The following is a 24,883-nucleotide window of genomic DNA, read 5'->3' on the forward strand; positions in this document are numbered from 1 at the left end:
GGGTGACGCCTCTGCCGCAGTCGATCCTGTTCTGCTGTGACCATAACTCGGTCCGTTCGCCGATGGCCGAAGGCATCATGAAGAAATTCTACGGCACCGGCACCTATGTTCAGTCTGCCGGGGTGTACAGCGATCTGGAGATCGACGGCTTTTGCATTGCCGTTTGTCATGAGATTGACGTTGAACTATCGCGCCATCGCAGCCGCTCGTTCGATGAAATGGAAGAATGGGGCGACGACCTCAGTTCGTTTGACCTTATCGTTGCGCTTTCGCCTGCAAGCCAGCGCCGGGCGCTGGAACTGACCCGGATTTTTCACCTCGATGTCGATTATTGGCCAATTATGGACCCTACCGGATTAGGCGAGAGCCGCGAAGACAAGCTACGTCACTACCGACAGACCCGCGACCAGATCATCTCGCATCTGAAAGACCGCTGGGGCGAACCGACGGAGCGACCATGAACCCGACTGTAAGAACCTATTTCGATGCTTTTAATGCCGGTGATGTGGACGGCATGCTGAACTGCCTGTCCGATGACGTGGCCCATCACGTCAACGAAGGCCAGATCCGCGTCGGTAAAGAGAAATTTGCCGCGTTCTGTGCCCATATGAACCGCTGCTATCGCGAAAACCTGACCGACATCGTGATCTTCGAGGCCGAAAGCGGCACCCGCGCAGCGGCCGAATTCATCGTCAACGGCACTTATCTGGAAACCGACGAAGGCCTGCCCGAGGCACATGGCCAGACCTACCGTCTGCCCGCCGGATCTTTCTTTGACCTGAAGGATGACAAGATCACCCGCGTGACCACCTTTTACAACCTTGCCGACTGGACCAAACAGGTCTCGAATGGGTGAGATTTCAGATGTCCGTCCGCTGACAGGCGCTGCGCTCGAAGCGGCGCTGGATGATGTGGCCCGTCTCAGGATCGAAGTATTCAGGGTCTGGCCGTATCTCTATGATGGTGATCTGGCTTACGAACGGGACTATCTGCAATCCTATCGCGACAGCGATAGGGCCATTGTGGTTGGGGCCTTTGACGGCGATACGCTGGTCGGCGCCTCGACCGGCGCACCCCTGACCGATCATGCGGATGATTTCGCGGCAGCGTTCGAGGGGTCGGGGCTGGATCTCGGCCAGATCTTCTACTGCGCCGAATCCGTCCTGCTGCCCGCGTATCGTGGCCATGGCGTTGGCCACAGGTTCTTTGACCTGCGCGAGGCGCATGCGCGCGCGCTCGGGTTCTCAAAATGTGCCTTCTGCAGCGTACAGCGCCCCACCGACCACCCGAGCCGCCCGACGCAGTACCGCCCACTGGATGCGTTCTGGCGGGCGCGTGGTTATGCCCCTCTGGAGGGTGTCGTGGCGCAGTTTTCCTGGAAAGATGTCGGGGAAGACGTTGAAAGCCCGAAGCCGCTGCAATTCTGGATCAGGGATCTGTAGCGCAACACCCGCATCTTCGGGCCGCGTAAATTCTGAAAGCTTCCGCCCCGGTTTGTCTAAGGAAATCGTGTCCCGCTGGCGATGATGTGCTAAGCCTGCAGCTATCGTGAACCACAAAGGCTATGTCCATGTGTGGCAAGTTTGCAGCCGGTCACCTGACACAACGCCAGATGCTGGCGATCATGGAGCATTTTCTTTTTGGCAAGGTTTCACCGCATCTTCCTGATCCGTTACCTGCTGGCGGCTATAACATCTCGCCCACCAATCGGGTGGGCATGGTTCGCTGGGATGGGGACAATGCAAAGCTAACCACTGCGCGCTGGCAGATCAAAGACCCGCGCAGCAAAAAACCGATGATCAATTCCAAGATAGAAAATACGGGGTTCTGGCAGGATTACTGGGATCGGGGCCGCTGTCTCATCCCGGCGATCGGGTACTATGAATGGCCCAAGGATCAGGGTCATGACTGCCCGGTCTACATTTCGGTTAAACGAAACGCGCCGGTGATGTTTTTTGCTGGATTTTACCGAACGGATGGCGGCAGTCACAGTTGCACGATCCTGACCCGCGAACCCAGTCCCCAGATTGCACATATCCACAATCGGATGCCGGTGATCCTGACTCCGGACGAGATCGAAAACTGGCTGTCGGGCGTCACCACAGCGCAAGATGCGCAACAGACTCTGGGCACGAAGTACGAAGGCCGGTTTGAATATCACACGGTGAAGCCGATCAAATCAGGGGCCGACGGTGAAGAGTTGATCGAAGCCTACACGCCGCCTGTTCAAACTGGTTTCGATTTCTGATCCGGCCTATGCCGTCCTGCTCACGAATGTGACGCGATCAGGCTATACATCTTACCGCCGCACGCCTAAACCTCGCGCGAAACCGAAGTCAGAGGACCCCGCCCATGAAAGTCGCAACTGCTGCCTATGACCTCGATTGGCTCGATAGCTGGGCGCAGTATGAGGACAAACTGGACCGTTGGGTTTCACAGGCCGTTCGTGCCGGAGCCGACTTGCTGGTCTTTCCCGAATACGGCGCGATGGAGCTTTCGACGCTGGACGGTCCTGAAACCGCCGCGGATCTTGAGCGCTCGATCCGTGCGGTGTCTGACCGCATGGAGGAGGTACAAGCCCTGCATCAGCGTCTCGCGACCGGGTACAAGACCTATATCCTGGGGGCGTCCGCCCCTGTGATCGACGGGCCGGGCCGTCCCGTGAACCGGGCTGCGTTCTATGCGCCGCATGGCGGCGTTGATCATCAGGATAAACAGATCATGACCCGCTTTGAGCGTGAAGCTTGGGATATTGCGCCGGGGGGACCGCTGAAACTGTTCGACACGGCCTTGGGCAGGATCGGCGTGCTGATCTGCTATGACAGCGAATTCCCTTTGTTGGGTCGCGCCTTGCAGGAGGCCGATCTGATCCTTGTCCCGTCCTGCACCGAGGCGCTGTCGGGGTACTGGCGTGTGCGCATCGGTGCCATGGCCCGAGCGTTGGAAAATCAATGTGTGACCGTTATGGCGTCGTTGGTTGGCAACAATGACTGGTCCGAGGCGGTGGACACGAATACGGGCGCGGGTGGTGTGTTTGGACCGCCTGACAAAGGCTTCCCGCAAACCGGGGTTTTGGCCGAAGGGGTCCTGAACCAGCCCGGCTGGACCTATGCCGACGTTGATCTGGATGCAATCGCTGCCGTTCGCGCCGACGGCCATGTTCTCAACCGCAGTCATTGGGCCGAGCAAGAGCCGCGAGTCCGTTCAGTCACAATATCACCCCTTTAGGTGATTCCGCCCTTGAAATAAGGGACAAATAGGCTCATTTAACGGCATCCTCGCAGATTCTGCGAGTGCAACGTAGTGATGGAGACAACATGGCCAAGGAAGATACGCTCGAATTTCCCGGTGTCGTGAAGGAACTCCTGCCTAATGCGACGTTTCGGGTCGAGCTGGAAAACGGCCATGAGATCATCGCACATACGGCAGGCAAGATGCGCAAGAACCGCATCCGTGTTCTGGCTGGCGACAAGGTGCAGGTCGAAATGACCCCCTATGATCTGACCAAGGGTCGGATCAACTACCGTTTCAAGTAACGCCCCACCCCATGGCGTTTATCCTCGGATCGGGCAGCCCAAGGCGGCTGGACCTGCTGGCGCAGCTTGGCGTTAAACCCGATGCGATCCGCGCCCCGGATATTGACGAAACACCCCTTAAAGGTGAATTGCCCGTCCCGTATTGCCGACGGATCACGCGGGCAAAGGTTCAGGCGGTGACGGCGGACGACGATGATATCACGCTCTGCGCCGATACCACTGTCGCGCTGGGACGCCGAATTCTGGGCAAGCCCGCAGATGCTGCCGAGGCTGCCACATTCCTCTATGCCTTGTCGGGCCGCCGCCATCGCGTGATCACCTCGGTCGCGCTCAGACGCGGTGAGAGGATCCTGCAGCGCGATGTCGTTTCGCAGGTCAAGGTCAAGCGCCTGTCGGATGTCGAGATCAACGCCTATCTTGCCACCGGCGACTGGCAGGGCAAGGCGGGTGCCTACGCCATTCAGGGCCCTGCCGGGGTCTTCATCCCGTGGATTTCCGGTTCATTCACCGGTATCGTCGGCCTGCCCTTGTCCGAAACAGCCGCATTGCTACAGGCCATTGGTTATCCCTTGTACCGCGAGGCATCATGAAGGGTCGCACTATCATTCTGGACCATATCAACGACCGCGAAGCTGCGGCGTTGATGGTTGATGGCATCCTCGAGGATTTCCTGATTTCGGCAGATGCGCCCGTGCCCGGTACAATATATCGGGCCCGTGCCGATCGCCCGGTCAAAGGCCAGGGCGGTATGTTTCTGTCGACCCCGGATGGCCCTGCCTTTCTGAGGCAGGTCAAAGGTTTGGCCCCGGGCGCGACGCTTCTGGTCCAGGTGACAGGCTACGCTGAACCCGGCAAGGCCATCCCTGTCACCAACCGCATTCTGTTCAAAAGCCGCTATGCGATCATCACGCCAGACGCGCCCGGCCTCAATATTTCGCGCCGAATCCGCGACGAAGAGGCGCGCGACCGCCTGCTCGAAGTTGCACATGAGCAGATGGGTGACAGCGCGCACGGCCTGATCCTGCGGTCGTGTTGCCGTGAAGCGGATGTAGAAGATATTGCCGAAGATATCTCGGCAATGCTGGCACTGGCCGATCAGGTTCTGAACGATCCGGGAACCGAGCCTGAAACGCTCAGCCAGGGCGATGGGCCGCATATCCTGGCTTGGCGCGACTGGACTGATCCGGCCGAAGTCATCACTTCCCCCGGCGGCTTCGAAGATCACGGCGTTCTGGATGCGCTTGATACAGCCCTTGGCGTATCAGAGCCTCTGGCTGGCGGGGGGCATATCTTTATTCAACCCACGCGCGCTTTGGTTGCCGTGGACGTGAACACCGGTTCGGACACTTCTCTGGCGGCCGGAACCAAGGCCAACTTCGCTTGTGCCAAAACCCTGCCGCGGGCTCTGCGCGTGCGGGGGCTGGGTGGTCAGATCACCTTGGATCTAGCCCCGATGCCCAAGAAAGACCGTCGCGGTTTCGAGGCCGCCCTGCGCACCGCTTTCAAATCCGATCCGGACGAGACCATTCTGGCGGGCTGGACCCCGCTGGGTCATTTCGAATTGCAGCGAAAGCGAGCGCGATTGCCGCTGGCGGAGGTGATGAAATGAGCTGCCCGATCTGCGGCGAAGACACGATCCATGCGTTCCGTCCCTTCTGTTCGAAACGCTGCGCGGATATTGATCTGGCCAAATGGCTGAACGGCTCGTACGCGGTCCCATCTCAGCGTGAAGAGGACGCGGAAGCGGAGGTTTCTCAAGAGGAAACAGGGCCTGCGCTGCGACATTGAAAAAATGTCAAAAAGCCTCTGGACACTGCCTGTGGCAAGTCATAGAACGCCTCCACCCAACGGCGCGTGCCGTTCCCATGCCCGGGTAGCTCAGGGGTAGAGCAGTGGATTGAAAATCCTCGTGTCGGTGGTTCGATTCCGCCCCCGGGCACCATTTTTCAACAATACCCACCCTGTCTCAGCATCGGCCTTAGCGGTGAAAATGCGCCTTGCAGGTCGAAAGAGGAAGCCGGCTATCATGTTGTCGGGCGGTAAAATCGTCTAAAATCCATCTTGCGCGCGCGAAGGTTTGCGTGCTCGATAACCGCGCTGCGGAAAAAGGTGTGGGCGTTCTGCATGGGCGAGGCGCGCGCGAGACAAGGTGACAGGATGTCAAAGGCCGAGTTATCAGGGACGCGCCTGCTGCTGCTGGTGACGCCGAGTTTCAATATCTCTGCCACAATGGGCTTTGTGGATCCCTTCCGGGCGGCGAATTACCTCGACGGCAGAACCTATTTTACATGGGAATTCGTTACCGAAAACGGTGGCTATTGCATTTCAAGCAACGGGGCTGGGACGGACACGATTGCGCTGAACAACTTTGATGCGCTGCCTGGCGATGTCCTGATTGTATCGTCCAGCTGGACCCCTGAACGGCATCTGACCTCAAGAATTGCGACGGCCTTGCAGCAATGGGCGCGTCAGGGTGCGATCCTGGGTGCGCTGGATACCGGGGCGTTCATCTTGGCGCAGGCCGGGTTGTTGAATGGGCGGCGCGCGACTGTGCATTACGAACATATCGATGCATTTCAGGAACTCTACCCAAGTGTGGAAGTGACCGAGAACCTCTATGTGTTTGATGGCAACCGGGCCACGTGCTGCGGTGGGGGCGCTTCGGTCGATTTTGCCCTGCAGTTGCTGAAAGGCATGCGCGGCAATGCACTGGCGAATGCCGCTGCGCGCTACATCTTTCACGACCGGTTTCGGGGGCCATCCGCGTTGCAGCAGCCCGAAGGGCTTGAGCCCTTGGGCGCTGCTGTCCCTGCAAAGCTAAAAGCGGCGATCCAGATTATGGAAGCGTATCTGGAAGATCCTCTGCCGATACCGGAGATTTGCAGGCAGGCGAATATCTCGCATCGGCAGCTTGACCGGTTGTTTGCTGCTCATATCCGAAAAACCCCGGCGCTGTATTACCGCGACATCCGACTGGACCGGGCGCGCGGATTGGTGACCCAGACAGACCTCCCGATTGCCGAGGTCGCGCTTGCATCGGGCTTTACCAGTCAGGTGCATTTCAGCCGGGCCTACAAAGAGCGGTTCGGCTTGCCACCCCGGCAGGACCGTGTCGCGGGTCGCGTGCCATTCGAATACAGAGCGTGGCCCATGCACCGTAAGCCGAGTTGAGCAGCGCCCGCGAATGGCGATAAAAATCATGAATATGGCGAAAAAAGTTTAGACGCGGTATTGGATTCAGACAATCATATGCGACGAAAACCAAGCCAAGGGCTCTGAGCGGCCCCAATTGTGGAGACGTACATGAGCGAGCTGCCGTCCAGAGAACAGTTCCAACATATTTCCGATGGGTATAGCTCTGATCCATCTAACACTCAGTCGTTGAAGGCCGAAGCATATGTCGATCCGGTCTGGTATCAGGCAGACCTGAGAGAGATCCTTGCCAAGACCTGGCAATGGGTCTGCCATGTCGAAAAGCTGCGCGCGCCGGGATCGTATGTAGCGGTCGAGATTGCAGGCCACCCAATCGCGGTGGTCCGCGATCGCGAGGGCGTTCTGCGCGCGTTTTACAACGTCTGCAAACACCGAGCCCATCACCTGCTGACCGGCGAGGGTGAAACGACCCGTATCATGTGCCCCTATCACGCGTGGGTCTACAAGCTGGACGGTCAGTTGGTTCGCGCACCCGAGACGGAGAACCTCAGTAATTTCAGTACTCAGGATATCTGTCTGGATCAGGTGCAGGTCGAAGAGTTCGCAGGCTTCATCTACGTCAATCTTGACCCTGAGGCGCGTCCGCTGCGTGAGGTCTCGGGTGATCTTGAGACCGAGATTCGCCATTGGGCCCCAGATATCGAAAGCCTCACTTTCGGTCACCGTCTGACCTATGATATCAAGTCGAACTGGAAGAATGTGGTCGACAATTTCCTCGAATGCTACCACTGCCCGACGGCGCATGAGGATTTCTGCGATCTGGTCGATATGGACACCTACAAGGTGACCACCTACGGCATCTATTCCAGCCATATGGCCGAGGCCGGTACGGGCGCGAACACAGCTTATGACGTCTCCAATGCAACTGTCCGCACCCATGCAGTCTGGTGGTTGTGGCCCACGACCTGCCTGATGCGCTATCCGGGGCGGTCCTCGATGATCGTGCTGAACATCATCCCCATGGGACCGGACCGGACGCTGGAAACCTATGATTTCTTCCTCGAAACACCCGAACCGGATGCGGCAGAGCTGGAAGCGATCCGTTATCTGGATGAGGTCTTGCAGAAGGAAGACATCGACATTGTCGAAAGCGTGCAGCGCGGGATGAGCACGCCAGCCTTCACTCAGGGACGGATCGTTCACGACCCCAACGGCTCTGGTAAATCGGAACATGCGGTGCATCACTTCCACGGGCTGGTTCTGGACGCCTACGCAAAGGCGGCTCCGTGAGGCGGCCCAACATTGTTGTGGTGATGGCCGACCAGCTGGCGCCGCAGTTCTGTGGCGCCTATGGGCATCCGACCGTGAAGACACCGCATATCGATGCTTTGGCCGCAAGGGGCGTGCGGTTCGATGCGGCCTATTGCAACTCACCGCTCTGCGCGCCGTCGCGTTTTGCCTTCATGTCGGGCCAGTTGATCAGCCGGATTGCCGCCTATGACAATGCCAGCGAGTTCCGCGCCTCTGTTCCCACTTTCGCACACTACCTGACGGCGCTGGGCTATCGCACCTGCCTGTCAGGCAAGATGCACTTCGTGGGCCCTGATCAGAAGCACGGGTTTCAGGACCGGGTGACCACCGACATCTACCCCGCCGATTTCGCCTGGACCCCGGATTGGGAGGCCCCGGACGAGCGCATCGACAAGTGGTATCACAACATGCAAACGGTCAAGGAAAGTGGCGCGGCAATCGCCACCTTCCAGACCGATTACGACGACGAGGTCGAGTTCGCCGCCCGCCGCTGGCTGATCGACCGGGGGCGGGATCGGGCAGCGGGGGATGAGGCCCCGTTCTGCCTGGTGGCCAGTTTTATCCACCCACATGACCCTTATGTGGCCAAGCCGGAATGGTGGAACCTCTACTCCGATGCCGATGTTCCAATGCCGGACTTCACGCTGACGCCTGATCAGCAAGACCCGTTCTCGCGCCGCGTCATGGACGGGATCGAGGCCAGCACGGTGCCGCTCAGCGAGACAGAGGTGCTGCGCGCACGTCGGGCCTATCTGGCGAATGTCAGTTATTTCGACAGCAAACTGGGCGCCATGGTGAAGACGTTGAAAGATATCGGAGAGCTGGACAACACCGTCGTCGTCGTCACCGCTGATCATGGCGATATGCTGGGTGAGCGGGGATTGTGGTACAAGATGAACTTCTTCGAACACTCCGCCCGCGTACCCCTTGTAATGGCCGGACCCGGTGTTGCGCAGGGCTCTGCTGCCAACGCATGTTCTCTGATCGATCTACTGCCGACTTTCGTTGATATCGCCGGGGGATCGACTGACATGCTGGGTGAACCCATCGATGGGCGCTCGCTGATGCCCTTGGCACGAGGCGAACATGATCCGGTGGATGAGGCAATCGGTGAATACTGTGCCGAGATGACGCCTTATCCGGTCTTCATGATCCGACGCGGGTCGCTGAAATACATCCATTGCGACCCGGACCCGCCGCAGTTGTATGATTTGTTGCACGACCCGTTGGAGAAGGTGAACCTTGCGGATGATCCGGCCTATGCAGATGCGTCAGCGGCCTTTGCTGACGAAGTCGCGCGCCGTTGGGACAGCGAGAAGCTGCGCGCGGATGTAATCGCCACACAGAAATCCCGCCACGCACTGCATGCGGCGATGGAGGCCGGGGCGGGCGAGGCTTGGGATTACAATCCGCCGCGCGATGCCGCGCAGGAATATGTGCGCAATCACATGGATTGGACCGTGGCGGCGACCCGCTATCGTTATCCTCCTTGGAAGGAGACTAAGGAATGATGCTGGACGGCAAAACCGCGCTGGTCACCGGCGGGCGCGGCGGGATCGGGCGCGCCATCGTTGCGCGTTTTGTGCGAGAAGGCGCGCGGGTCTATGCCGCGGACCTGACGCCTGAGGGTTCTTTGGCCGCCCATGACCATGACGGCAGCACCTTCATCCGGCTGGATGTCACGCAGGAAGCGGATGCAATTGCCGCGATGGAACAGATCGGTCGCGAAGCGGGACAGTTGGACATTCTGGTCAACGCGGCAGGGATCGAGATCGAAAAGACCATCGAGGACACCTCGCTTGAGGAATGGAACCTGTCATTCGCGGTCAATGTGACAGGAACGTTCCTGACCTCGAAACATGCCTTGCCGCTGATTCGCGCGGCGACCGCATCGGGCTCCACGGCGTCGATCATCAATTTCGGCAGTTATGACGGTTTCATCGCTGACCCCGGTCTTGCGGCCTATTGCGCCACCAAGGGTGCGGTGCATGCGCTGACCAAGGCGATGGCCTGCGATCATGGCCCCGAGGGCATCAGGGTCAACGCGATCTGCCCTGGTTACGTGGACACGCCGATGTTGCAGAGCTTTTTCACCGGCGAAGGCTCGGGCGCAGGCGGCAAGTCCATTGATCAGTTGCAGCAGGCCGTACGCGATGTACATCCGATGCGCAGCTACGGCACGCCCGAGGATATCGCCAATCTGGTCAACTGGCTGGCCTCGGACGAGGCGCGCTATGCCAGTGGCCAGCTTTGGGTTCTGGATGGCGGATTGTCTGCGCAAGTGCAGCAGATGCGGCTATGAACCAGTGACGTGGGCAACGGCGTTGGGCTCGTATCCCCGCGCATATCATCTGATGGAGGATCGTGGATGCGATTGGCGGGAAAACGGGCTCTGGTGACCGGAGGTCGGCAGGGGATCGGGCGCGGCATTGTTGATGCTTTCAGGCGGGAAGGGGCCAACGTGGCGACCTGCGGTCGAGGCGCGCGGCCCGACGGTCTGGCGGATGATATCCTATGGCACAGTCTGGACGTTACGGATGTCGCGGCAGTCGATGAATTGGCGCGCACGGTGGAGGGGCTGGATATCCTCGTCAACAACGCAGGGGTTCAGGTTGAAAAAACCGTAACCGACAGTTCGGATGCCGATTGGGAGGCCGTGATCGGCACCAATTGCCGAGGCGTGTTCAACCTGTGCCGCGCTTTCATCCCGCGTATGTCCGAGGGTGGGTCGATCATCAACATCGGCTCCATCTCCGGCAGCGTCGCCGACCCATCCATGGCGCTTTACAATGCATCCAAGGCTTTTGTGCATGGGCTGACGCGTTCGATCGCGGTCGACCATGGCCCCCTTGTTCGATGCAACGCGATCTGTCCCGGTTGGATTGAAACCGGAATGCTGGATGCGGGCTTCGATCTGGCCGCCAACCCGCAGGCAGCCCGCGAGGATGCGCTGGCGCGGCATGCGACCCGCCGGTTTGGCAAGCCCGAGGATATTGCCAGCATGGCGGTCTGGCTGGCCTCGGACGAGGCGAGCTTTGCGACCGGACAACTCTTCACCGTGGATGGTGGCATGACTGCGGCCTCGCCGCTGAACCCGGGATTGTTCTGATGGTTGTTCAACACACGGCCTGTCTGGGTGGAGGCGTGATCGGAGCCAGTTGGGCTGCGCTGTTTCTGGCCTCGGGTCGCTCGGTCGCTTTGTTCGATCCCGAGCCAAAAGTTGCGGACACTGTGCGCCGCTATGTCGACACAGCATGGCCCGCGATGACCGAGTTGGGGCTGACTGAAAACGGCACCCCTGACGCGATCCGCTTTTGCTTAAGCGCCGCTGCGGCGGTCGAGGGGGCTGGGTTCGTGCAGGAGAACGTCCCGGAACGGCTCGAGGTCAAACACGCCACCTTCCGCGCCATCGAGCCTGCGTTGTCGTCCGAGGCTATCGTCGCCAGTTCGGCCTCGGGGCTGACGCTCAGCCAGATGCAGCCGGGCTGGCAGGACCCGGGGCGGTTTGTGCTGGGCCATCCGTTCAATCCGCCACATCTGATCCCGCTGGTTGAGGTGCTGGGCAATGACCGCACCGCCGATGGTGTCGTCGAACGGGCGCAGGCGTTTTATCAGTCCGTCGGCAAGACCACGATCCGCCTGCACAAAGAGGTGCCGGGCCATGTCGCCAATCGCCTGCAGGCTGCGATCTGGCGCGAGGCGATACACCTTGTCACCACAGGTGTGGCCTCGGTCGAAGATGTGGATAAGGCGGTCTGGGCCGGGCCGGGTCTCAGGTGGGCGGCGATGGGTCCGACCATGCTGTTCAACCTCGGTGCAGGCGAGGGTGGGCTTCAGGCGTTTTGCGATCACTTCGCCGACACGTTCAACGGATGGTGGGATGATCTGGGTGAGGTTCAGCTGACCGAAGATGTGACCCGCACGTTGGTCGACGGCGTCATGGCCGAAGCCCAGGGCGAAACACCCGCCGCGCTGTCGCAACGGCGGGATGCGCTGATCGTCGCGCTGCAGAAATCCGTCGCGGACCTGCGCTGAGCGGCCTTAGGCGCTGAGGGTAACGGTTTCGCCGCACTCTGCCGCTTGCTGTGCGGCCAGCCCGACGCGCACCGCCCAGATGCCATCAGCCAGCGAGACATCCGGGGCCTGACGCTCACCACGCAGCAGCTCCAGAAAGCCCCTATGCTGATAATAGGTTGATCCGTTGTGATCCCCTGCGGCCAGCAATTCGGGGTCAACCGGAATGTCGCGGGTGACCGGGCCTTTGGGCGCGCGCGGACTTACGATCAATTGAGGCACCGGGGGCTCGCCCAGATGGTCTGGCCAGAACCGCCCCGGTCCGGGGATCAGGGCCTCAAGTTTGGCGGCGGGGCCGATGGCGCAGATCTCTTCCTGATAACGTGATCCTTCGGCGAACATGCATAGCTCGAGCATTGCCCTCGCGCCCGAGGCAAAATCGACGATGACATAGCCGTTGTCCAGAATGTCCGGGGTCTCCCCCGCATATGCCTCATCCAAATGGTTCACCGACTGACCACCGCTGGCCGAGACGCGTACCGGGTCTGATTGCAGGATCAGGCGCATGAGGTCGAAGAAATGGCAGCACTTCTCGACAAAGGTCCCGCCAGTGTTGCGGTTGAACCGGTTCCAGTTGCCGACCTTCTCAAGGAACGGAAAGCGGTGTTCCCGGATCGACAGCATCTTGACGCCACCGGTCGTCTGCGCCTCATCAATCAGCGCCGCGATGGGGGGCATATAGCGATACTCCATCGCCACCCAGATCGGGTGCGGGTAGGTGCGTTCCAACTGCTCAAGCCGGTCCAGATCGGTGGGATCGGTGAACAGCGGTTTTTCCACCAGCAGGGGCAGGGGGCGGGTCTGCGCGATCTCGATGAGCTGTTCGACATGCAGGTGATTGGGGCTGGCAATAACGAGGCAATCGAGATCATCGACCGCCAGCAGGTCCTGGATAGATCCGACCATCTGTGCCTCGGGCGCGATGGTTTGCGCCTTTTGCGCCATCTCTGGGTCGGGTTCGAAAATGGCCGCGACGCGCGTGCCCTCAAGCAGCGCGATATTGTGCAGATGTTCCTGCCCCATCATGCCGCATCCGATCAGCCCGTATTGGATGGTCCGGGTCATGCGCAGTTCCTTTTACTTCAGGCGTTGGACATAGGTGGCCCGATCCGGATCGAACCATGTTTTTGAAAACTCGACAGGGTCCGCCTTTTCGGACCAGCTGAACCGTTCGATATAGCCCGCGACCTGGCCAGCGGGTTTGGTGAAACCTTCGGGCGTCCAATCGGGCAGGGTGCCGACCGAAACGCGATCCTCGGCCCGGGTGATCCAGAAGCCAAGCTGTTGCTGGTAGTAGCGATAGAGCGAGTCCGACAGCAGGTTCTGGTCGATGGTTCCGGCTGATTCGTCCAGCCAGATCTCTTCGACCGCGATGATTGTGTCATTCAGATAGCGCATCCGCCGTACCCGTGATCCGCGCCTGGATTGGCCGAAATCCGGCAGGTCGGATGGCTTTTCCAGCTGATCGACCGACAGGATATCGGCGCGCGGCAAGCCACCCCCCTCGGGCAGTTCCAGCCGGAACATCGCATAGACGCTGTTCTGCGTCCCGGTCTCGCGGATGTAGTTGCCCGAGCCCTGAATACGCTCCAACATGCCTTTTTTCTCAAGCTCCGCCAGCGATTTTCGCAAGGTCCCGACCGAGACATTCAGGTTGGCGGCCATGTCCCGTTCAGGCGGCAGGCGTTCGCCATCGATCAGGCGGCCCGCTGCGATATCACGGATCAGCAGCTCGGATATCTGCACGTAGATCGGCAGGGCGTTGGGATTGCGGCTGTTTGGGGTCACTGTCGCGCGCTTCATTCGGTCGCAGGAAAAATTGATACACTATTGATCTACATCAATGTGGTTGCTACGCAAGAGAAAAGTAAAAGATGTACGGAGCGCGAATCAAATGACCATCGTCCCCATCACATCCCCCGATCTGGATGCGGCTGAGGTCTCGTGGTTTGCCGCACTTTGCTCGGACGATTATCAGTTCCTTGGTGTGCCCGATGGCGATCTGCGGTCCAGTTGGGATCACTGTTCCGGCATCGTGAAAGAAGCCGAGGCGCAGGGGTTCCGCAACATCCTGTGCCCGTCCTCGTATCAGGTCGGTCAGGACACGCTAAGCTTTGTCGCCGGTTGCGCACCGATCACAGAAAAGATCAACCTGCTGGCGGCCGTGCGCTGTGGCGAGATGCAGCCCATCATGCTGGCCCGCACCATTGCGACGCTGGATCACATGCTGAAGGGGCGGCTGACGGTCAACATCATCTCGTCCGACTTCCCGGGTGAGAAAGCCGACAGTGCCTACCGGTATCAGCGTTCCCGCGAAGTGGTGGAGATACTCAAACAGGCCTGGACCCAGGACGAGATCAATCATGCGGGTGAGGTCTATACCTTCTCGGGCCTGACCACCGATCCGGCCCGACCCTATCAGACCGGTGGCCCGCTGCTCTATTTCGGTGGCTATTCCCCATCTGCTTTGGAACTGTGCGGCGAGCATTGCGATGTCTACCTCATGTGGCCCGAAACCAAGGATCAACTGGCTGAGCGGATGAAGGCCGTCCACGCGGTGGCCGAGAACTACAACCGCACGCTGGATTACGGCCTGCGCGTCCACATGATCGTGCGCGATACCGAGGCCGAGGCGCAGGAATACGCGGATTACATCGTCTCGAAACTGGATGATGAATATGGCCGCGCGATCCGCGAGCGGGCGCTGGATGCGACCTCGCTGGGGGTGGCGCATCAGGCCAAGAACCGCGATCTGGCGGATGAATATGGCTATGTCGAACCGGGTCTGTGGACCGGCGTTGGCCGCGCGCGGTCGGGCTGTGGAGCGGCGCTGGTTGGGTCTACCGATCAGGTGATGACCAAGATCGAGGAATATCAGAAGATGGGCATCCGCGCCTTCATCTTCTCGGGCTACCCGCACATGGACGAGGCCCGCCATTTTGGCGCGCGCGTGTTGCCCAACCTGAAAACCTGCTCGCTGCCCGAAGCCTATGGGCGCGTGCCTACAACGATCCCGGCGACCCCGCTGGGTAACGGAGTTCGTCGCTGATGGAACGTGTGAAACTGTCCGACACGCTGGAAATGAGCCGCCTTGTCTATGGCATGTGGCGGCTGGGCGATGACAGCGATACTTCGGCAGCGCATGTTGAGGCCAAGATACAGGCCTGTCTGGATCAGGGCATCACCACCTTCGATCAGGCGGATATCTATGGCGATTACAATGCCGAGGCCGTTCTGGGCGCGGCCCTGCGCGAAAATCCTGCGTTGCGCCAGAAGATGGAGATCGTCACCAAATGCGATATCGTCGCGCCATGCGGCAGGTATTCGCATGCTAAGGTCAAATACTACGACACCTCGCGGGATCATATCCTGAAATCGGTCGATACCTCGCTAACCGGGATGGCGATTGATCATATCGATCTGCTGCTGATCCACCGTCCCGATCCCTTCATGGATCACCATGAAACCGGCGCGGCACTGGATGAGGTCGTGGCCAGCGGCAAGGTTGGTGCGGTGGGCGTGTCAAACTTTCGTCCATGGGATTGGTCGCTGCTGCAATCGGCCATGAAAACGCAACTGGTCACCAACCAGATTGAAATCTCGCTGGGCGAGATCAGCCCGTTTACCAACGGCGATCTGGCCTTTCACCAGCAGCATGGTCACCCGTTGATGGCATGGTCTCCGCTGGGTGGGGGCGTGCTGATGGCCGGAAACCCGCCCGTCGGTGTTGTCGCGGATGAGATCGCAGAGGAGTTCGGTGTGGACCGCGCTGCTGTCGCGGTTGCCTTCCTGCTGGCGCATCCGGCCCATATCCTGCCCGTTCTTGGCACAAACAATTTGGACCGGATCAAACGCGCGTCGGACGCATTCAAGGTCAAACTGGGCCGGGAAAGCTGGTTCCGCCTGTATGAAGCGGCGCTGGGCCAAGAGGTGCCATGATGAATGCAATCTCGCGTGACATGACCCATACTTTTGTGCCGCACAAAGACGACACCCGCACCTTGCGCGACGCGTTTGGCCGCTTTGCCACCGGCGTCACCGTTGTGACCTGCGACAGCGACGATGGGCCGATCTGCATCACGGCAAACAGCTTTTCGTCCCTGTCGCTGGACCCCCCGCTGGTGATGTGGGCGGGCGACCGCAATTCGCGCCGGTTCCGCTATTTCCACGCGGCGCGCCATTTCAGCGTGCATGTCCTGTCTGCCGAACAGGCCGAGCTGTGCTTTGGCTGCTCAAAAGACGCCCATGCGTTGCGGGACATCGAACATGACCGTTGTGAAAACGGCACCCCTTTGCTGCCGGGCAGTCTTGCCCGGTTCGAATGCGAGCAGCACGCCTACCACGACGCAGGCGATCACGTGATCATGGTGGGCAAAGTTCTGAAGGTCAGCATGGCGGATGGAGACGCGTTGACTTTCTTTGCCGGAAAACTCGGCCAATTCGCGCAAAGCTAGGCGCGATATGACGATCGCGGGAAACACCCGCGGCTGACAGTGGGAGGATCCGCATGGGCGGACTGGCATCGGCGTTGACGCCGATTGCATTCGTGAACGAAGCCGTGCTGCGACTGGGCCGCGCGGTAGGGGTTGTTGCGATTGCTTTCATGGTGATCGCAATCCTGATTCAGGTGTTCTTTCGATATGTCCTCGGCAATGCCCTGCCTTGGCCGGATGAAGCTGCCCGGTTCTGCATGCTGTGGATGACGGGCCTGATGGCCCCCACTGCATTCCGGCGCGGCGGGTTCGTGGCCATCGACATGGTGCCTATGATGCTGCCGCGTGTTCTTGGGCAGATTCTGATGCTGTTTCTGTTGTTTGTCTCTTTGGCGGTGCTTCTGGTTGCCGTGAATATCGGCTGGTCCGAGGTCACCGGCTTTGGCGGTCGTTTTGCAACTGCGGCGCTGTATCTTCCCACATCTCTTGGGTTCGACGAATGGTACCGCATCCCCCGCAGTTGGATGATGGCCTCTTTGCTTGTGGGGGTCGTTCTGCTGATCGCGGTGAATATCGAGCTGATCCTGCGCGCCGTCATCACTCTGCTTGGCGGAGGCGATCTGTTGCCGGAAATCGCAGACGCTCCGGTGGGGGCTGAATAGATGCTGATCTGGTTCCTACCCACCTTCCTCGTCTTCCTGATGATCGGCCTGCCGGTCTTCTTTGCGCTTCTGGCGGCCCCCGGCATCCTGTTGTGGCTGAACGGTCAAACCGCTGACATCACGCTGCTCTATCGCAATGTCTATAACGGTATGGACAGCTTTCCGCTGATGGCGATCCCGTTCTTCATGCTGGCGGGCGAGTTGATGAACCGCGGTGGCATCACCATCCGCCTTGTCGAGTTCAGCCAGGCCCTGATGGGCCACCTGCGGGGCGGCCTTGCGCATGTGAATGTGCTGAGCTCAATCCTGTTCGCCGGGCTTTCGGGGTCCGCCGTGGCGGATACCTCGGCGCTGGGCTCGATGCTGATCCCGGCGATGGAAAAGCAGGGCTACTCGCGCAAATTCGCTGCGGCGATCACGGCGGCGAGCTCGGTGATCGGGCCGATCATTCCGCCCTCGGGCATCATGATCATCTATGCCTATGTGATGGGCGAAAGCGTGGCCGCCCTGTTTCTTGCGGGCATCGTGCCGGGCGTGATGGTAGGCGTCGGCCTGATGCTGATGATCAAATTCATGGCCGACAAGTACGACTTTCCGGTTGCCAGCCGCAAATACACATGGGGCGAGCGTCGGCAGGCCAGCCTTAAGGCATTCTTTCCGCTAATGACGCCCGTGATCATTCTGGGCGGCATTTTGGGCGGAATCTTCACCCCGACCGAGGCCGCTGCGGTGGCCGTGGGCTATGCCTTCATCATCGGGTTCTTTGTCCTGCGGACGCTGACCCTGAAGGAGGTGCCCGAGATTCTCAGCAACGCGGGCCTGACCTCGGCCGTTGTGCTGCTGCTGGTGGGCGCTGCGATGGCGTTCAAGACGGTAGTCAGCCTCAGCCATGCGCCCGAGCAACTGGCCTCGCTGATCCTCAGCTTGTCCGAAAACCCGCTGATCCTGCTGTTTTTGATCAACCTGCTGCTGTTCATCGTGGGCATGTTTCTGGACGCGGGCCCCGCGATCATTATCCTCGGCCCGATCCTTGGCCCCATCTTTACCAGTCTCGGTGTAGACCCGATCCATTTTGCCATTATCATGAGCGTCAACCTGACCGTTGGTCTAGCGACGCCGCCTATGGGCCTGGTGTTGTTCGTGGCCGCAGCCGTATCACGCGAGAAGGTCGAGACCATTGCCAAGGCGATCCTGCCGTTTCTGGCTGTCGAAATCATAGTGATCTTCCTGATCACCTATGTCCCCGCACTATCCATGACGATCCCGAGGATAACGGGATTTGCAAACTGAACTGAGTATCACAGGGAGGAAACGCATGCTCAGAGATTTCATTAAAACCGCAGCGGTGGCCACGTCGCTGGTGGCTGCGTCCGCCATCGCCGCCACGGCCGCCGACTATACGCTGCGCGCCACTGCGAACTCGAACGAAAACGACGAGGACTATGACGGCCTGATCGTGTTCAAGAACTATGTCGAAGCCGCGTCGAACGGCGCGATTGAGGTGGAGTTGTTCATCGGCACGCAGCTGTGTTCGAACGGGGCCGAATGTCTGCAGGGCGTGGCTGATGGCACGATTGATATCTACATTTCGACCTCGGGCGGGGCCTCGGGCATCTTCCCCTACGTGCAGGTTCTGGACCTGCCTTACCTGATGGCCGATGATCGCATTGCCGAGCATGTTCTGTCTGGCGATTTCACCCGCACCATGCGCGACATGGCGCTGGAAGACTCGGGCGGCGCGATCCGTCTGATGACCATTGGCAACACAGGCGGTTGGCGCAACTTCGCCAATACGCAGCGCCGCATTGCAGAGCCTGCCGACATGGAAGGCCTGAAAATCCGCACAGTGGTCGCCGACCTGCCGCAGGAACTGGTCAAAGCGCTGGGCGCGTCGCCGACACCAATCCCATGGCCGGAACTGTTCACCAGCTTCCAGACCGGCGTGGTTGAGGGCTCCAAGAACGGCATCACCGACATCATGGGCATGAAGTTCCCGGATGCGGGTCTGCAATATGTCACGCTGGACGGCCATGCCTATATGGGCGCGCTGTGGTGGATGAACAACGCCAAGTTCCAGGAGATGCCTGAGGATCTGCGCCGCGTCGTTGTCGACGGTTTCTATGCGCTGCAGCAGGCCACCTTTGCCTCGCCCAAGCGCAAGTCGATTCAGGCCTATGAGGATTTCGTGGCAGGGGGCGGCGATCTCTACGTCCTGACCCCTGACCAGAAAGCCGCTTTCAAAGAGGCTGCAACGCCTGTCTATGACTGGTTCCAGTCCAACGTGGCCCGCGGGGATGAGATCTTTGCGGCGCTGACCGAGGCTGTTGCTGCGGCTGAGGCCGATGTGAACGCGTCGCGCGACGCGGACCTGAACTAAGCGAACAGGGCCGGGCGGCGCGTCCGGCCCTTACCGAAACGGGTACATCCACCCTTTGTAGTCGTTGACCAGAACATGCGCCCTTTCGATCTGCTCCGGCGTCATCTTCTTGACCACTTCCTCAAGGCTGATCGCCGCATCGGGATCGCCGCCAATCGCGCTGAGCGTGTACCACATATAGGCGCGCACCAGATCGGGCGCGGGCATGCCCAGACCCAGCTCATAGTACCAGCCGATGCCCGATTGCGCGCCCGGATGCCCCTTCATCGACGCGCGCAGATACCACTCGAACGCGCGTTCGTAATCCTGCTCGACCCCAAGACCCAGCCCGTACATGACCCCGATCAACTCCTCGGCCTCGGCATTGCCGGACCGTGCCGCTGGCAGCAGTTCTTCGCGCGCGGCTTCGAAGTCTCCGGCCTCCATCATGTCGCGGGCCTGTTCCAGTTCGGCCAGCGCTGGGGATGCAAGGCAGCAAAGGGCAAATACAAGCTGGCGCATGGGGTTGTTTTCCTCTTGGCCGGGGCGGCCGCAGCGCAGGAATTGCCGCGCCCGCTGACCGATGATGACTTTGTTCCCTTTGATATGGAACAGGCCGCCATCGGTCATCAACTGTTTTACGATCCCATCCTGTCAGGCAACCAAAACATCAGCTGCGCCCATTGCCACCACCCCGATTTCGGCACGTCGGATGGGCTGTCTTTGGGCATCGGAGAGGGCGGGCAGGGGCTGGGGCCCGAGCGCACCCCCGGCACCGGAGCGGACAGGATACGCAAGCGTATCCCGCGCAACTCGCCGGGGCTTTGGAACCTTGGTGCCAAGGACATTCATACTGTGTTCCATGACGGGCGGCTGAGCATCTCGGACGTCTACGATAACGGCTTCAACTCGCCCGCGCAGGAATGGCTGCCCGAGGGGTTGAATTCCCTGTTGGCTGCGCAGGCGCTGTTTCCCCTGACCTCACAATTCGAAATGGCTGGCAATGTGGCCGAGAATGAGGTGACCGGCGCGGTGCATGACCGGATCGACAAGGGTTGGCCTATCCTTGCGAAACGGGTGCGCACCGATCCGCGGTATGGCCCGGCTATGGTCAAGGCGTTCGATGACATCGACACGACCGAGGACATCACCATCAGTCAGATCGCCAACGCACTGGCCGCCTTCATGGCGCTGGAATGGCGCAGTACCGACAGCCCGTTTGACCAATACCTGGCTGGCGACAGCACGGCCCTGACGCAGCGCCAGAAGACGGGCATGGATTTGTTCTTTGGCGAGGCAGGATGCGCAACCTGCCACTCGGGCCCGTTGCTGTCGGATCAGGAATTCCATGCGCTGGGCCTACCGCCCTTTGGACCCGGCAAGACCCGCCAATGGGACCCGTATGCCCGCGACGTGGGCCGTATGGGCGAGAGCAACCGGCTTGAGGACGCCTATCGCTTCCGCACTCCGATGCTGCGGAACGTGACCGAAACCGCCCCCTATGGTCACAACGGGGCGTTCCCCGACCTTGAAGGCATCATTCGCCACCATCTGAACCCGCTGCAAAGCCTCGATAGCTGGACGCCTGAGATGGCTGCATTGCCAGAGGTCCCGTGGCTGGCGCGCGTGGATTTCATCGTCTGGCAGGACCGGTTCGAGATGGATCGCCAGCGCCGGAAGATCGATATACGGCCGCAGGTGTTGACGGACACGCAGATTGCGGATCTTGTGGCCTTTCTGGGCGCGCTGAAAGGCACAACGCTTGATAAGCCGCTATTTGGTGTGCCTGAGGGTTTCGAGCCCTAGAAAAGCCCGTCCAATGTCATTGGATATTTACCCGAAATCTCATAATGCTCCGGGGAAACCAGCCGACGAGGACTTTATGCGGTATCACAACAAGCCATACGATCAGCTTAAGGTCGGCGACTCGGCCGAGTTGGCGCGGATCTGTACGGAAGATGACTTCTATGCCTTTGCCTCGAATTCGGGCAACCATAACCCATTGCATCTGGCTGACGAAGATGGGGATGGCGACGACAAGAACGAGGCGATTGCACCTGCGATGTTTGTGGGGGCACTGATTTCAGCTGTGCTGGGGAACATCCTGCCGGGGGCTGGGACGCTCTACAAATCGCAAAGCCTGAGCTTCAGCACCCGCGCCCATGCAGGCGAGGAATTGGTCGCATGCGTTACCGTCGTGGAAAAGCGTGCCGATCGCGAGGTGGTGCTGGAAACCAAGGTGACCCGCCCCAGCGACGATGCCGTGATTGTTTCGGGCACTGCCGTTGTGATCGCGCCGGAACAAGAGATGTCGTTTCACGAGATCGAAGTGCCCGGCCTCGTGGTGCAGCGCCACCGGCACTTTGATGCTTTGCTTGACCGGTCGCGACCCCTGCCGCCCATTCCCACTGCGGTGGTTGCCCCGGAAGAACCTAACTCGCTTGGCGGTGCCCTGTTGGCGGCGCGTGAAACCATTATCGAACCCCTCCTGATCGGTGACCCGGACAAGATCAGGGCCGCCGCCGCCGAGATTGACCTACCCCTGCGCAATGTCGAGATCATCCCAGTGCAGGACCATCTGGAAGCGGCCAACAAGGCCGTGGATCTGGTGTCAGAGGGCCGTGCCGAAGCCTTGATGAAAGGCCATCTGCATACCGATGACCTTCTGCGGGCCGCGCTGCGGCGCGACGGCGGACTAAAGGTCGGACGCAGGTTTACCCATGTGTTTGTTATGGACGTACCCGGTCAGCCGCACCCGTTGCTGGTGACCGATGCGGCAATCAATATCGAACCGGACCTGAAAACCAAGATTGACATTACGCAGAATGCGATCGATCTGGCGATCTCGATTGGTATCGGGGCTCCGAAAGTCGGTGTTCTTTCGGCGGTCGAAACGGTGAACCCGGCGATCCGCTCGTCGATTGATGCGGCCTTGTTGTCGAAGATGGCCGAGCGTGGGCAGATCAAGGGAGGGCTGGTCGATGGCCCCCTTGCCATGGACAACGCGGTCAGCCTGGCGGCGGCGCGGACCAAGGGGATTGTGTCCGAGGTTGCAGGCCGGGCTGATATTCTGGTCGTACCCAATCTGGATGCTGGCAATATGCTGGCCAAACAGCTGACCTATATTGCCCACGCGGAAGGGGCCGGTGTGGTCATGGGCGCGCGCGTGCCCATCATCCTGAACAGCAGGGCGGATGATGACAAGGCGCGGCTGGCCTCTTGCGCTGTGGCGGCGCTGCATGCGGCGCGTCTGTCGGGAAAGGTTTGATGGATCATATCGTTACCCTGAATGCAGGGTCCTCATCGCTGAAGTTCGGCTTGTTTGCCATGGGTTCTGGTGATCCCGATCCGGTTTGCACCGGGCTGGTCGATCGGATCGGCAGCGCCGAAGCTTCGGTCAGCCTGCGTGGACCCGATGGCCGCAAGCTGTTTGACGAACTCGCGGACACGGTCAGCGATCATGACAGCGCGCTTGATCGGGTTCTGGGACTGTTGCAGGCGCGGTTTCCATCGGCGCGGATCGCTGCAGTGGGTCATCGTATCGTCCATGGTGGACCGGCCAATGACCGTCCAATCCGCATCACCCCCGACATCCTGCGTGCGCTGGAAGACCTGGAACCCTTTGCGCCGTTGCATCAGCCCTACAATCTTGCGGGCGCACGGGCGGTGATGGCACGCTTCCCCGAGGCCGCTCAGGTGGCCTGCTTCGACACGGCCTTTCATCGGCATCACCCCTGGGTCAACGACACGTTTGCCCTGCCGACCGAGTATTATGACATAGGCGTCCGTCGGTATGGCTTTCACGGGCTCAGCTACGACTATATCGCAGGCCATCTGGCGCAGACCGTGCCGCAGGTGCATGCAGGGCGGGTCATTGTGGCCCATCTGGGCAATGGTGCCTCGATGTGTGCGATGCGTGGGGGTCAGTCTGTCGGCTCGACCATGGGCTTTTCGGCGCTGGACGGCCTGCCGATGGGCACCCGTTGCGGTCAGCTTGATCCCGGCGTCATGCTGTATCTGATGGAGCAAAAGGGAATGGCCCCCGCCGAAATTGCGGACCTTCTCTATCGCAAGTCTGGTTTGCTGGGGCTTTCAGGCTTGTCCAACGATATGCGTACGCTGGAACAATCCGATGCGCCCGATGCAATCCGCGCGATCGAGTATTTCACGTTTCGGGCCCGGCGCGAGTTGGGGTCATTGGCTGCGGTTCTGGGCGGGCTCGATGCGATCGTGTTCACCGGAGGGATCGGCGAGAACTCGGCGCGTGCGCGCGCCCAGATTTGTGCGGATATGGCGTGGCTTGGGGTGGCGCTGGACGCCGAGGCCAATCGGCAGAGCACGCGAGTCATTTCGGCCAAAGGTGCGGCTGTGCAGGTGATGGTCATTCCCACCAATGAAGAGCTTGTGATTGCGCGCGCGGCAGCAGAATTGTCGGCCTGAGATGTCGCGATTTGCACGCGAACCGGCGTTATTTTGCTGGGGTTTGCGAAAATAATGGCCTGTCTACGGGAATCCCCCAATTTCGCTGCCCGCAGAGATTCATTAACTATTGGTTAACTACCGGGCGCAAACGCTCAAACCACTTTCACAAATTTCCCCCGATGAGGGGCTGGCTCTTTACCCCCTTGGCCGGCCCCTCTCTTTTTTGCAGGTCAGGTGTTTGGTGGCACGTCCTGCAGAACCTGCTGCACAAGATCGGGAAGATCGGCACTGTTGGCGTAGCTGTGCGTATGGTGCATCTGCGCGACAGGCGACTTGCGATAACCTTCGGTGAACAACAGAAAGGGCACCTGCGCCCGTTGCGCGGTTTCTGCGTCGACCTCGCTGTCGCCTACGAAAATAGTTGGACCTGCATCAGGCAGGGCGTCGAAGCATGCCTGTAAATGCGCAGGATCGGGTTTGCGCATGTGCAGCGTATCCCCGCCAATGATTGCATCGAAATAGTGGGACAGCTTCAACGCATCCAGCACATGGCGCGCCGGGTTTTCAGGCTTGTTGGTACAAATGCCCAACACGCACCCCATGGCTTGCAATCTGTCGAGTGCCTGCGTCACGCCTGGATAAACAGTTGTCTGATCGGATGCGGCGGCGTCGTAGTGATGCAGCGTAAGCTGTGTCAGTTCTGCATGGCGGTCGGCAGATAGTCCACATTCGTTCATGACGCGTTCGACCAGCTTGGGCATCCCGTTGCCTACGAATCGTCTGATGGTTTGTTGGGGCAGCGGGACGACCCCTTGATCCGCCAGCATCCTGTTTGCGGCGTTCGCTATATCGGCGATGCTGTCGACCAACGTGCCGTCCAAATCAAATGCAACCACTGCAACCATGTCCGAATCCACCTTTAGTGCTTACGGACCA

Annotated in this window: 28 protein-coding genes and 1 tRNA gene; 25 read left to right on the top strand and 4 right to left on the bottom strand. The window is 60.0% G+C overall.

The annotated features are described in order from the left end of the window. Positions 1-2 precede the first annotated feature (2 nt). The 16 genes from ACR3EN_RS08195 (at position 3) to ACR3EN_RS08270 (ending at position 12,035) form a co-directional block, all read left to right on the top strand. The gene (locus ACR3EN_RS08195) at positions 3-461 is read left to right on the top strand and encodes an arsenate-mycothiol transferase ArsC (RefSeq protein ID WP_480824890.1); all 459 of its coding nucleotides are present in this window, start codon (positions 3-5) and stop codon (positions 459-461) included. Then, a complete protein-coding gene (locus ACR3EN_RS08200) occupies positions 458-856 on the top strand; it encodes a ketosteroid isomerase-related protein (protein WP_480824888.1) in 399 nt (132 codons plus the stop codon). Before ACR3EN_RS08195 ends, ACR3EN_RS08200 begins: the two co-directional genes overlap by 4 nt. After that, positions 849-1,442, top strand: coding sequence for a GNAT family N-acetyltransferase (locus ACR3EN_RS08205; RefSeq protein WP_480824886.1), 594 nt, complete (start codon positions 849-851; stop codon positions 1,440-1,442). Before ACR3EN_RS08200 ends, ACR3EN_RS08205 begins: the two co-directional genes overlap by 8 nt. Positions 1,443-1,570: 128 nt before the next feature. Then, positions 1,571-2,248, top strand: a complete 678-nt coding sequence (locus tag ACR3EN_RS08210) for an SOS response-associated peptidase (protein ID WP_480824884.1) — start codon at positions 1,571-1,573, stop codon at positions 2,246-2,248. Between the two features lie 104 nt (positions 2,249-2,352). Beyond that, positions 2,353-3,228 (top strand): carbon-nitrogen hydrolase family protein, encoded by an 876-nt coding sequence (locus ACR3EN_RS08215; RefSeq protein ID WP_480824882.1) that lies wholly within the window; start codon positions 2,353-2,355, stop codon positions 3,226-3,228. Positions 3,229-3,317: 89 nt separating this feature from the next. Then, positions 3,318-3,536 (top strand): translation initiation factor IF-1, encoded by a 219-nt coding sequence (infA, locus tag ACR3EN_RS08220; protein ID WP_005978431.1) that lies wholly within the window; start codon positions 3,318-3,320, stop codon positions 3,534-3,536. Positions 3,537-3,547: 11 nt separating this feature from the next. Then, on the top strand, positions 3,548-4,126 hold the full coding sequence (locus ACR3EN_RS08225) for a Maf family protein (RefSeq protein ID WP_480870959.1): 579 nt from the start codon (positions 3,548-3,550) through the stop codon (positions 4,124-4,126). Next, positions 4,123-5,145, top strand: a complete 1,023-nt coding sequence (locus ACR3EN_RS08230) for a ribonuclease E/G (protein WP_480824878.1) — start codon at positions 4,123-4,125, stop codon at positions 5,143-5,145. Before ACR3EN_RS08225 ends, ACR3EN_RS08230 begins: the two co-directional genes overlap by 4 nt. Then, a complete protein-coding gene (locus ACR3EN_RS08235) occupies positions 5,142-5,324 on the top strand; it encodes a DNA gyrase inhibitor YacG (RefSeq protein WP_480824876.1) in 183 nt (60 codons plus the stop codon). The genes ACR3EN_RS08230 and ACR3EN_RS08235 overlap by 4 nt, the downstream gene beginning before the upstream one ends. 79 nt (positions 5,325-5,403) lie before the next feature. Further along, positions 5,404-5,478: transfer RNA gene (locus ACR3EN_RS08240), tRNA-Phe, on the top strand. Positions 5,479-5,693: 215 nt separating this feature from the next. After that, the gene (locus ACR3EN_RS08245; RefSeq protein WP_480824874.1) at positions 5,694-6,707 is read left to right on the top strand and encodes a GlxA family transcriptional regulator; all 1,014 of its coding nucleotides are present in this window, start codon (positions 5,694-5,696) and stop codon (positions 6,705-6,707) included. Between the two features lie 132 nt (positions 6,708-6,839). Next, entirely contained in the window at positions 6,840-7,979 is a 1,140-nt protein-coding gene (locus tag ACR3EN_RS08250; protein ID WP_480824872.1) for an aromatic ring-hydroxylating oxygenase subunit alpha, read from the top strand. Further along, positions 7,976-9,511: a choline-sulfatase gene (betC, locus tag ACR3EN_RS08255; RefSeq protein WP_480824870.1), complete on the top strand. Its 1,536-nt coding sequence runs from the start codon at positions 7,976-7,978 to the stop codon at positions 9,509-9,511. Before ACR3EN_RS08250 ends, betC begins: the two co-directional genes overlap by 4 nt. Next, the gene (locus tag ACR3EN_RS08260) at positions 9,508-10,302 is read left to right on the top strand and encodes an SDR family NAD(P)-dependent oxidoreductase (protein ID WP_480824868.1); all 795 of its coding nucleotides are present in this window, start codon (positions 9,508-9,510) and stop codon (positions 10,300-10,302) included. Before betC ends, ACR3EN_RS08260 begins: the two co-directional genes overlap by 4 nt. Before the next feature lie 66 nt (positions 10,303-10,368). Continuing rightward, the gene (locus ACR3EN_RS08265) at positions 10,369-11,109 is read left to right on the top strand and encodes an SDR family NAD(P)-dependent oxidoreductase (protein ID WP_480824866.1); all 741 of its coding nucleotides are present in this window, start codon (positions 10,369-10,371) and stop codon (positions 11,107-11,109) included. Continuing rightward, positions 11,109-12,035, top strand: coding sequence for a 3-hydroxyacyl-CoA dehydrogenase NAD-binding domain-containing protein (locus ACR3EN_RS08270; RefSeq protein WP_480824864.1), 927 nt, complete (start codon positions 11,109-11,111; stop codon positions 12,033-12,035). The genes ACR3EN_RS08265 and ACR3EN_RS08270 overlap by 1 nt, the downstream gene beginning before the upstream one ends. 6 nt (positions 12,036-12,041) lie before the next feature. On the opposite strand, the gene ACR3EN_RS08275 is transcribed toward ACR3EN_RS08270, so the two are convergent. Beyond that, positions 12,042-13,139 carry a Gfo/Idh/MocA family protein gene (locus ACR3EN_RS08275; RefSeq protein ID WP_480824862.1) on the bottom strand — a complete coding sequence of 366 codons (1,098 nt, stop codon included), beginning with the start codon at positions 13,137-13,139 and terminating at the stop codon, positions 12,042-12,044. 12 nt (positions 13,140-13,151) lie between these two features. Beyond that, complete coding sequence (locus ACR3EN_RS08280; RefSeq protein ID WP_480824860.1) at positions 13,152-13,877, bottom strand: GntR family transcriptional regulator; 726 nt, start codon at positions 13,875-13,877, stop codon at positions 13,152-13,154. A gap of 91 nt (positions 13,878-13,968) precedes the next feature. Here ACR3EN_RS08280 and ACR3EN_RS08285 point away from each other — a divergent pair, with 91 nt between their 5' ends. From ACR3EN_RS08285 to ACR3EN_RS08310, 6 genes are read left to right on the top strand one after another with little or no spacing between them, the layout of a single operon-like run. Continuing rightward, entirely contained in the window at positions 13,969-15,123 is a 1,155-nt protein-coding gene (locus tag ACR3EN_RS08285) for an LLM class flavin-dependent oxidoreductase (RefSeq protein ID WP_480824858.1), read from the top strand. Then, positions 15,123-16,013: an aldo/keto reductase gene (locus ACR3EN_RS08290; protein WP_480824856.1), complete on the top strand. Its 891-nt coding sequence runs from the start codon at positions 15,123-15,125 to the stop codon at positions 16,011-16,013. The genes ACR3EN_RS08285 and ACR3EN_RS08290 overlap by 1 nt, the downstream gene beginning before the upstream one ends. Continuing rightward, on the top strand, positions 16,013-16,528 hold the full coding sequence (locus ACR3EN_RS08295) for a flavin reductase family protein (RefSeq protein WP_480824912.1): 516 nt from the start codon (positions 16,013-16,015) through the stop codon (positions 16,526-16,528). Before ACR3EN_RS08290 ends, ACR3EN_RS08295 begins: the two co-directional genes overlap by 1 nt. A 53-nt stretch (positions 16,529-16,581) precedes the next feature. After that, positions 16,582-17,169 (top strand): TRAP transporter small permease, encoded by a 588-nt coding sequence (locus tag ACR3EN_RS08300; protein ID WP_480824854.1) that lies wholly within the window; start codon positions 16,582-16,584, stop codon positions 17,167-17,169. Next, positions 17,170-18,459, top strand: coding sequence for a TRAP transporter large permease (locus ACR3EN_RS08305; protein ID WP_480824852.1), 1,290 nt, complete (start codon positions 17,170-17,172; stop codon positions 18,457-18,459). A gap of 25 nt (positions 18,460-18,484) precedes the next feature. Then, entirely contained in the window at positions 18,485-19,546 is a 1,062-nt protein-coding gene (locus tag ACR3EN_RS08310) for a TRAP transporter substrate-binding protein (protein ID WP_480824850.1), read from the top strand. Between the two features lie 30 nt (positions 19,547-19,576). Here the strand turns inward: ACR3EN_RS08310 and ACR3EN_RS08315 are convergent, their stop codons facing one another. Next, entirely contained in the window at positions 19,577-20,047 is a 471-nt protein-coding gene (locus ACR3EN_RS08315; RefSeq protein ID WP_480824848.1) for a tetratricopeptide repeat protein, read from the bottom strand. Positions 20,048-20,062: 15 nt separating this feature from the next. Between ACR3EN_RS08315 and ACR3EN_RS08320 the strand changes: the two genes are divergently transcribed. The 3 genes from ACR3EN_RS08320 (at position 20,063) to ACR3EN_RS08330 (ending at position 23,965) form a co-directional block, all read left to right on the top strand. Beyond that, positions 20,063-21,331 (top strand): cytochrome-c peroxidase, encoded by a 1,269-nt coding sequence (locus ACR3EN_RS08320; protein ID WP_480824846.1) that lies wholly within the window; start codon positions 20,063-20,065, stop codon positions 21,329-21,331. Positions 21,332-21,407: 76 nt separating this feature from the next. Continuing rightward, positions 21,408-22,793 carry a bifunctional enoyl-CoA hydratase/phosphate acetyltransferase gene (locus ACR3EN_RS08325; protein ID WP_480824844.1) on the top strand — a complete coding sequence of 462 codons (1,386 nt, stop codon included), beginning with the start codon at positions 21,408-21,410 and terminating at the stop codon, positions 22,791-22,793. Continuing rightward, positions 22,793-23,965 carry an acetate/propionate family kinase gene (locus ACR3EN_RS08330; RefSeq protein WP_480824842.1) on the top strand — a complete coding sequence of 391 codons (1,173 nt, stop codon included), beginning with the start codon at positions 22,793-22,795 and terminating at the stop codon, positions 23,963-23,965. The genes ACR3EN_RS08325 and ACR3EN_RS08330 overlap by 1 nt, the downstream gene beginning before the upstream one ends. A 212-nt stretch (positions 23,966-24,177) precedes the next feature. Here ACR3EN_RS08330 and gph read toward each other — a convergent pair whose 3' ends face one another. Then, a complete protein-coding gene (gph, locus tag ACR3EN_RS08335; RefSeq protein ID WP_480824840.1) occupies positions 24,178-24,852 on the bottom strand; it encodes a phosphoglycolate phosphatase in 675 nt (224 codons plus the stop codon). Between the last annotated feature and the right edge of the window lie 31 nt (positions 24,853-24,883).

It is taken from the genome of Ruegeria sp. G7, from assembly GCF_056535465.1.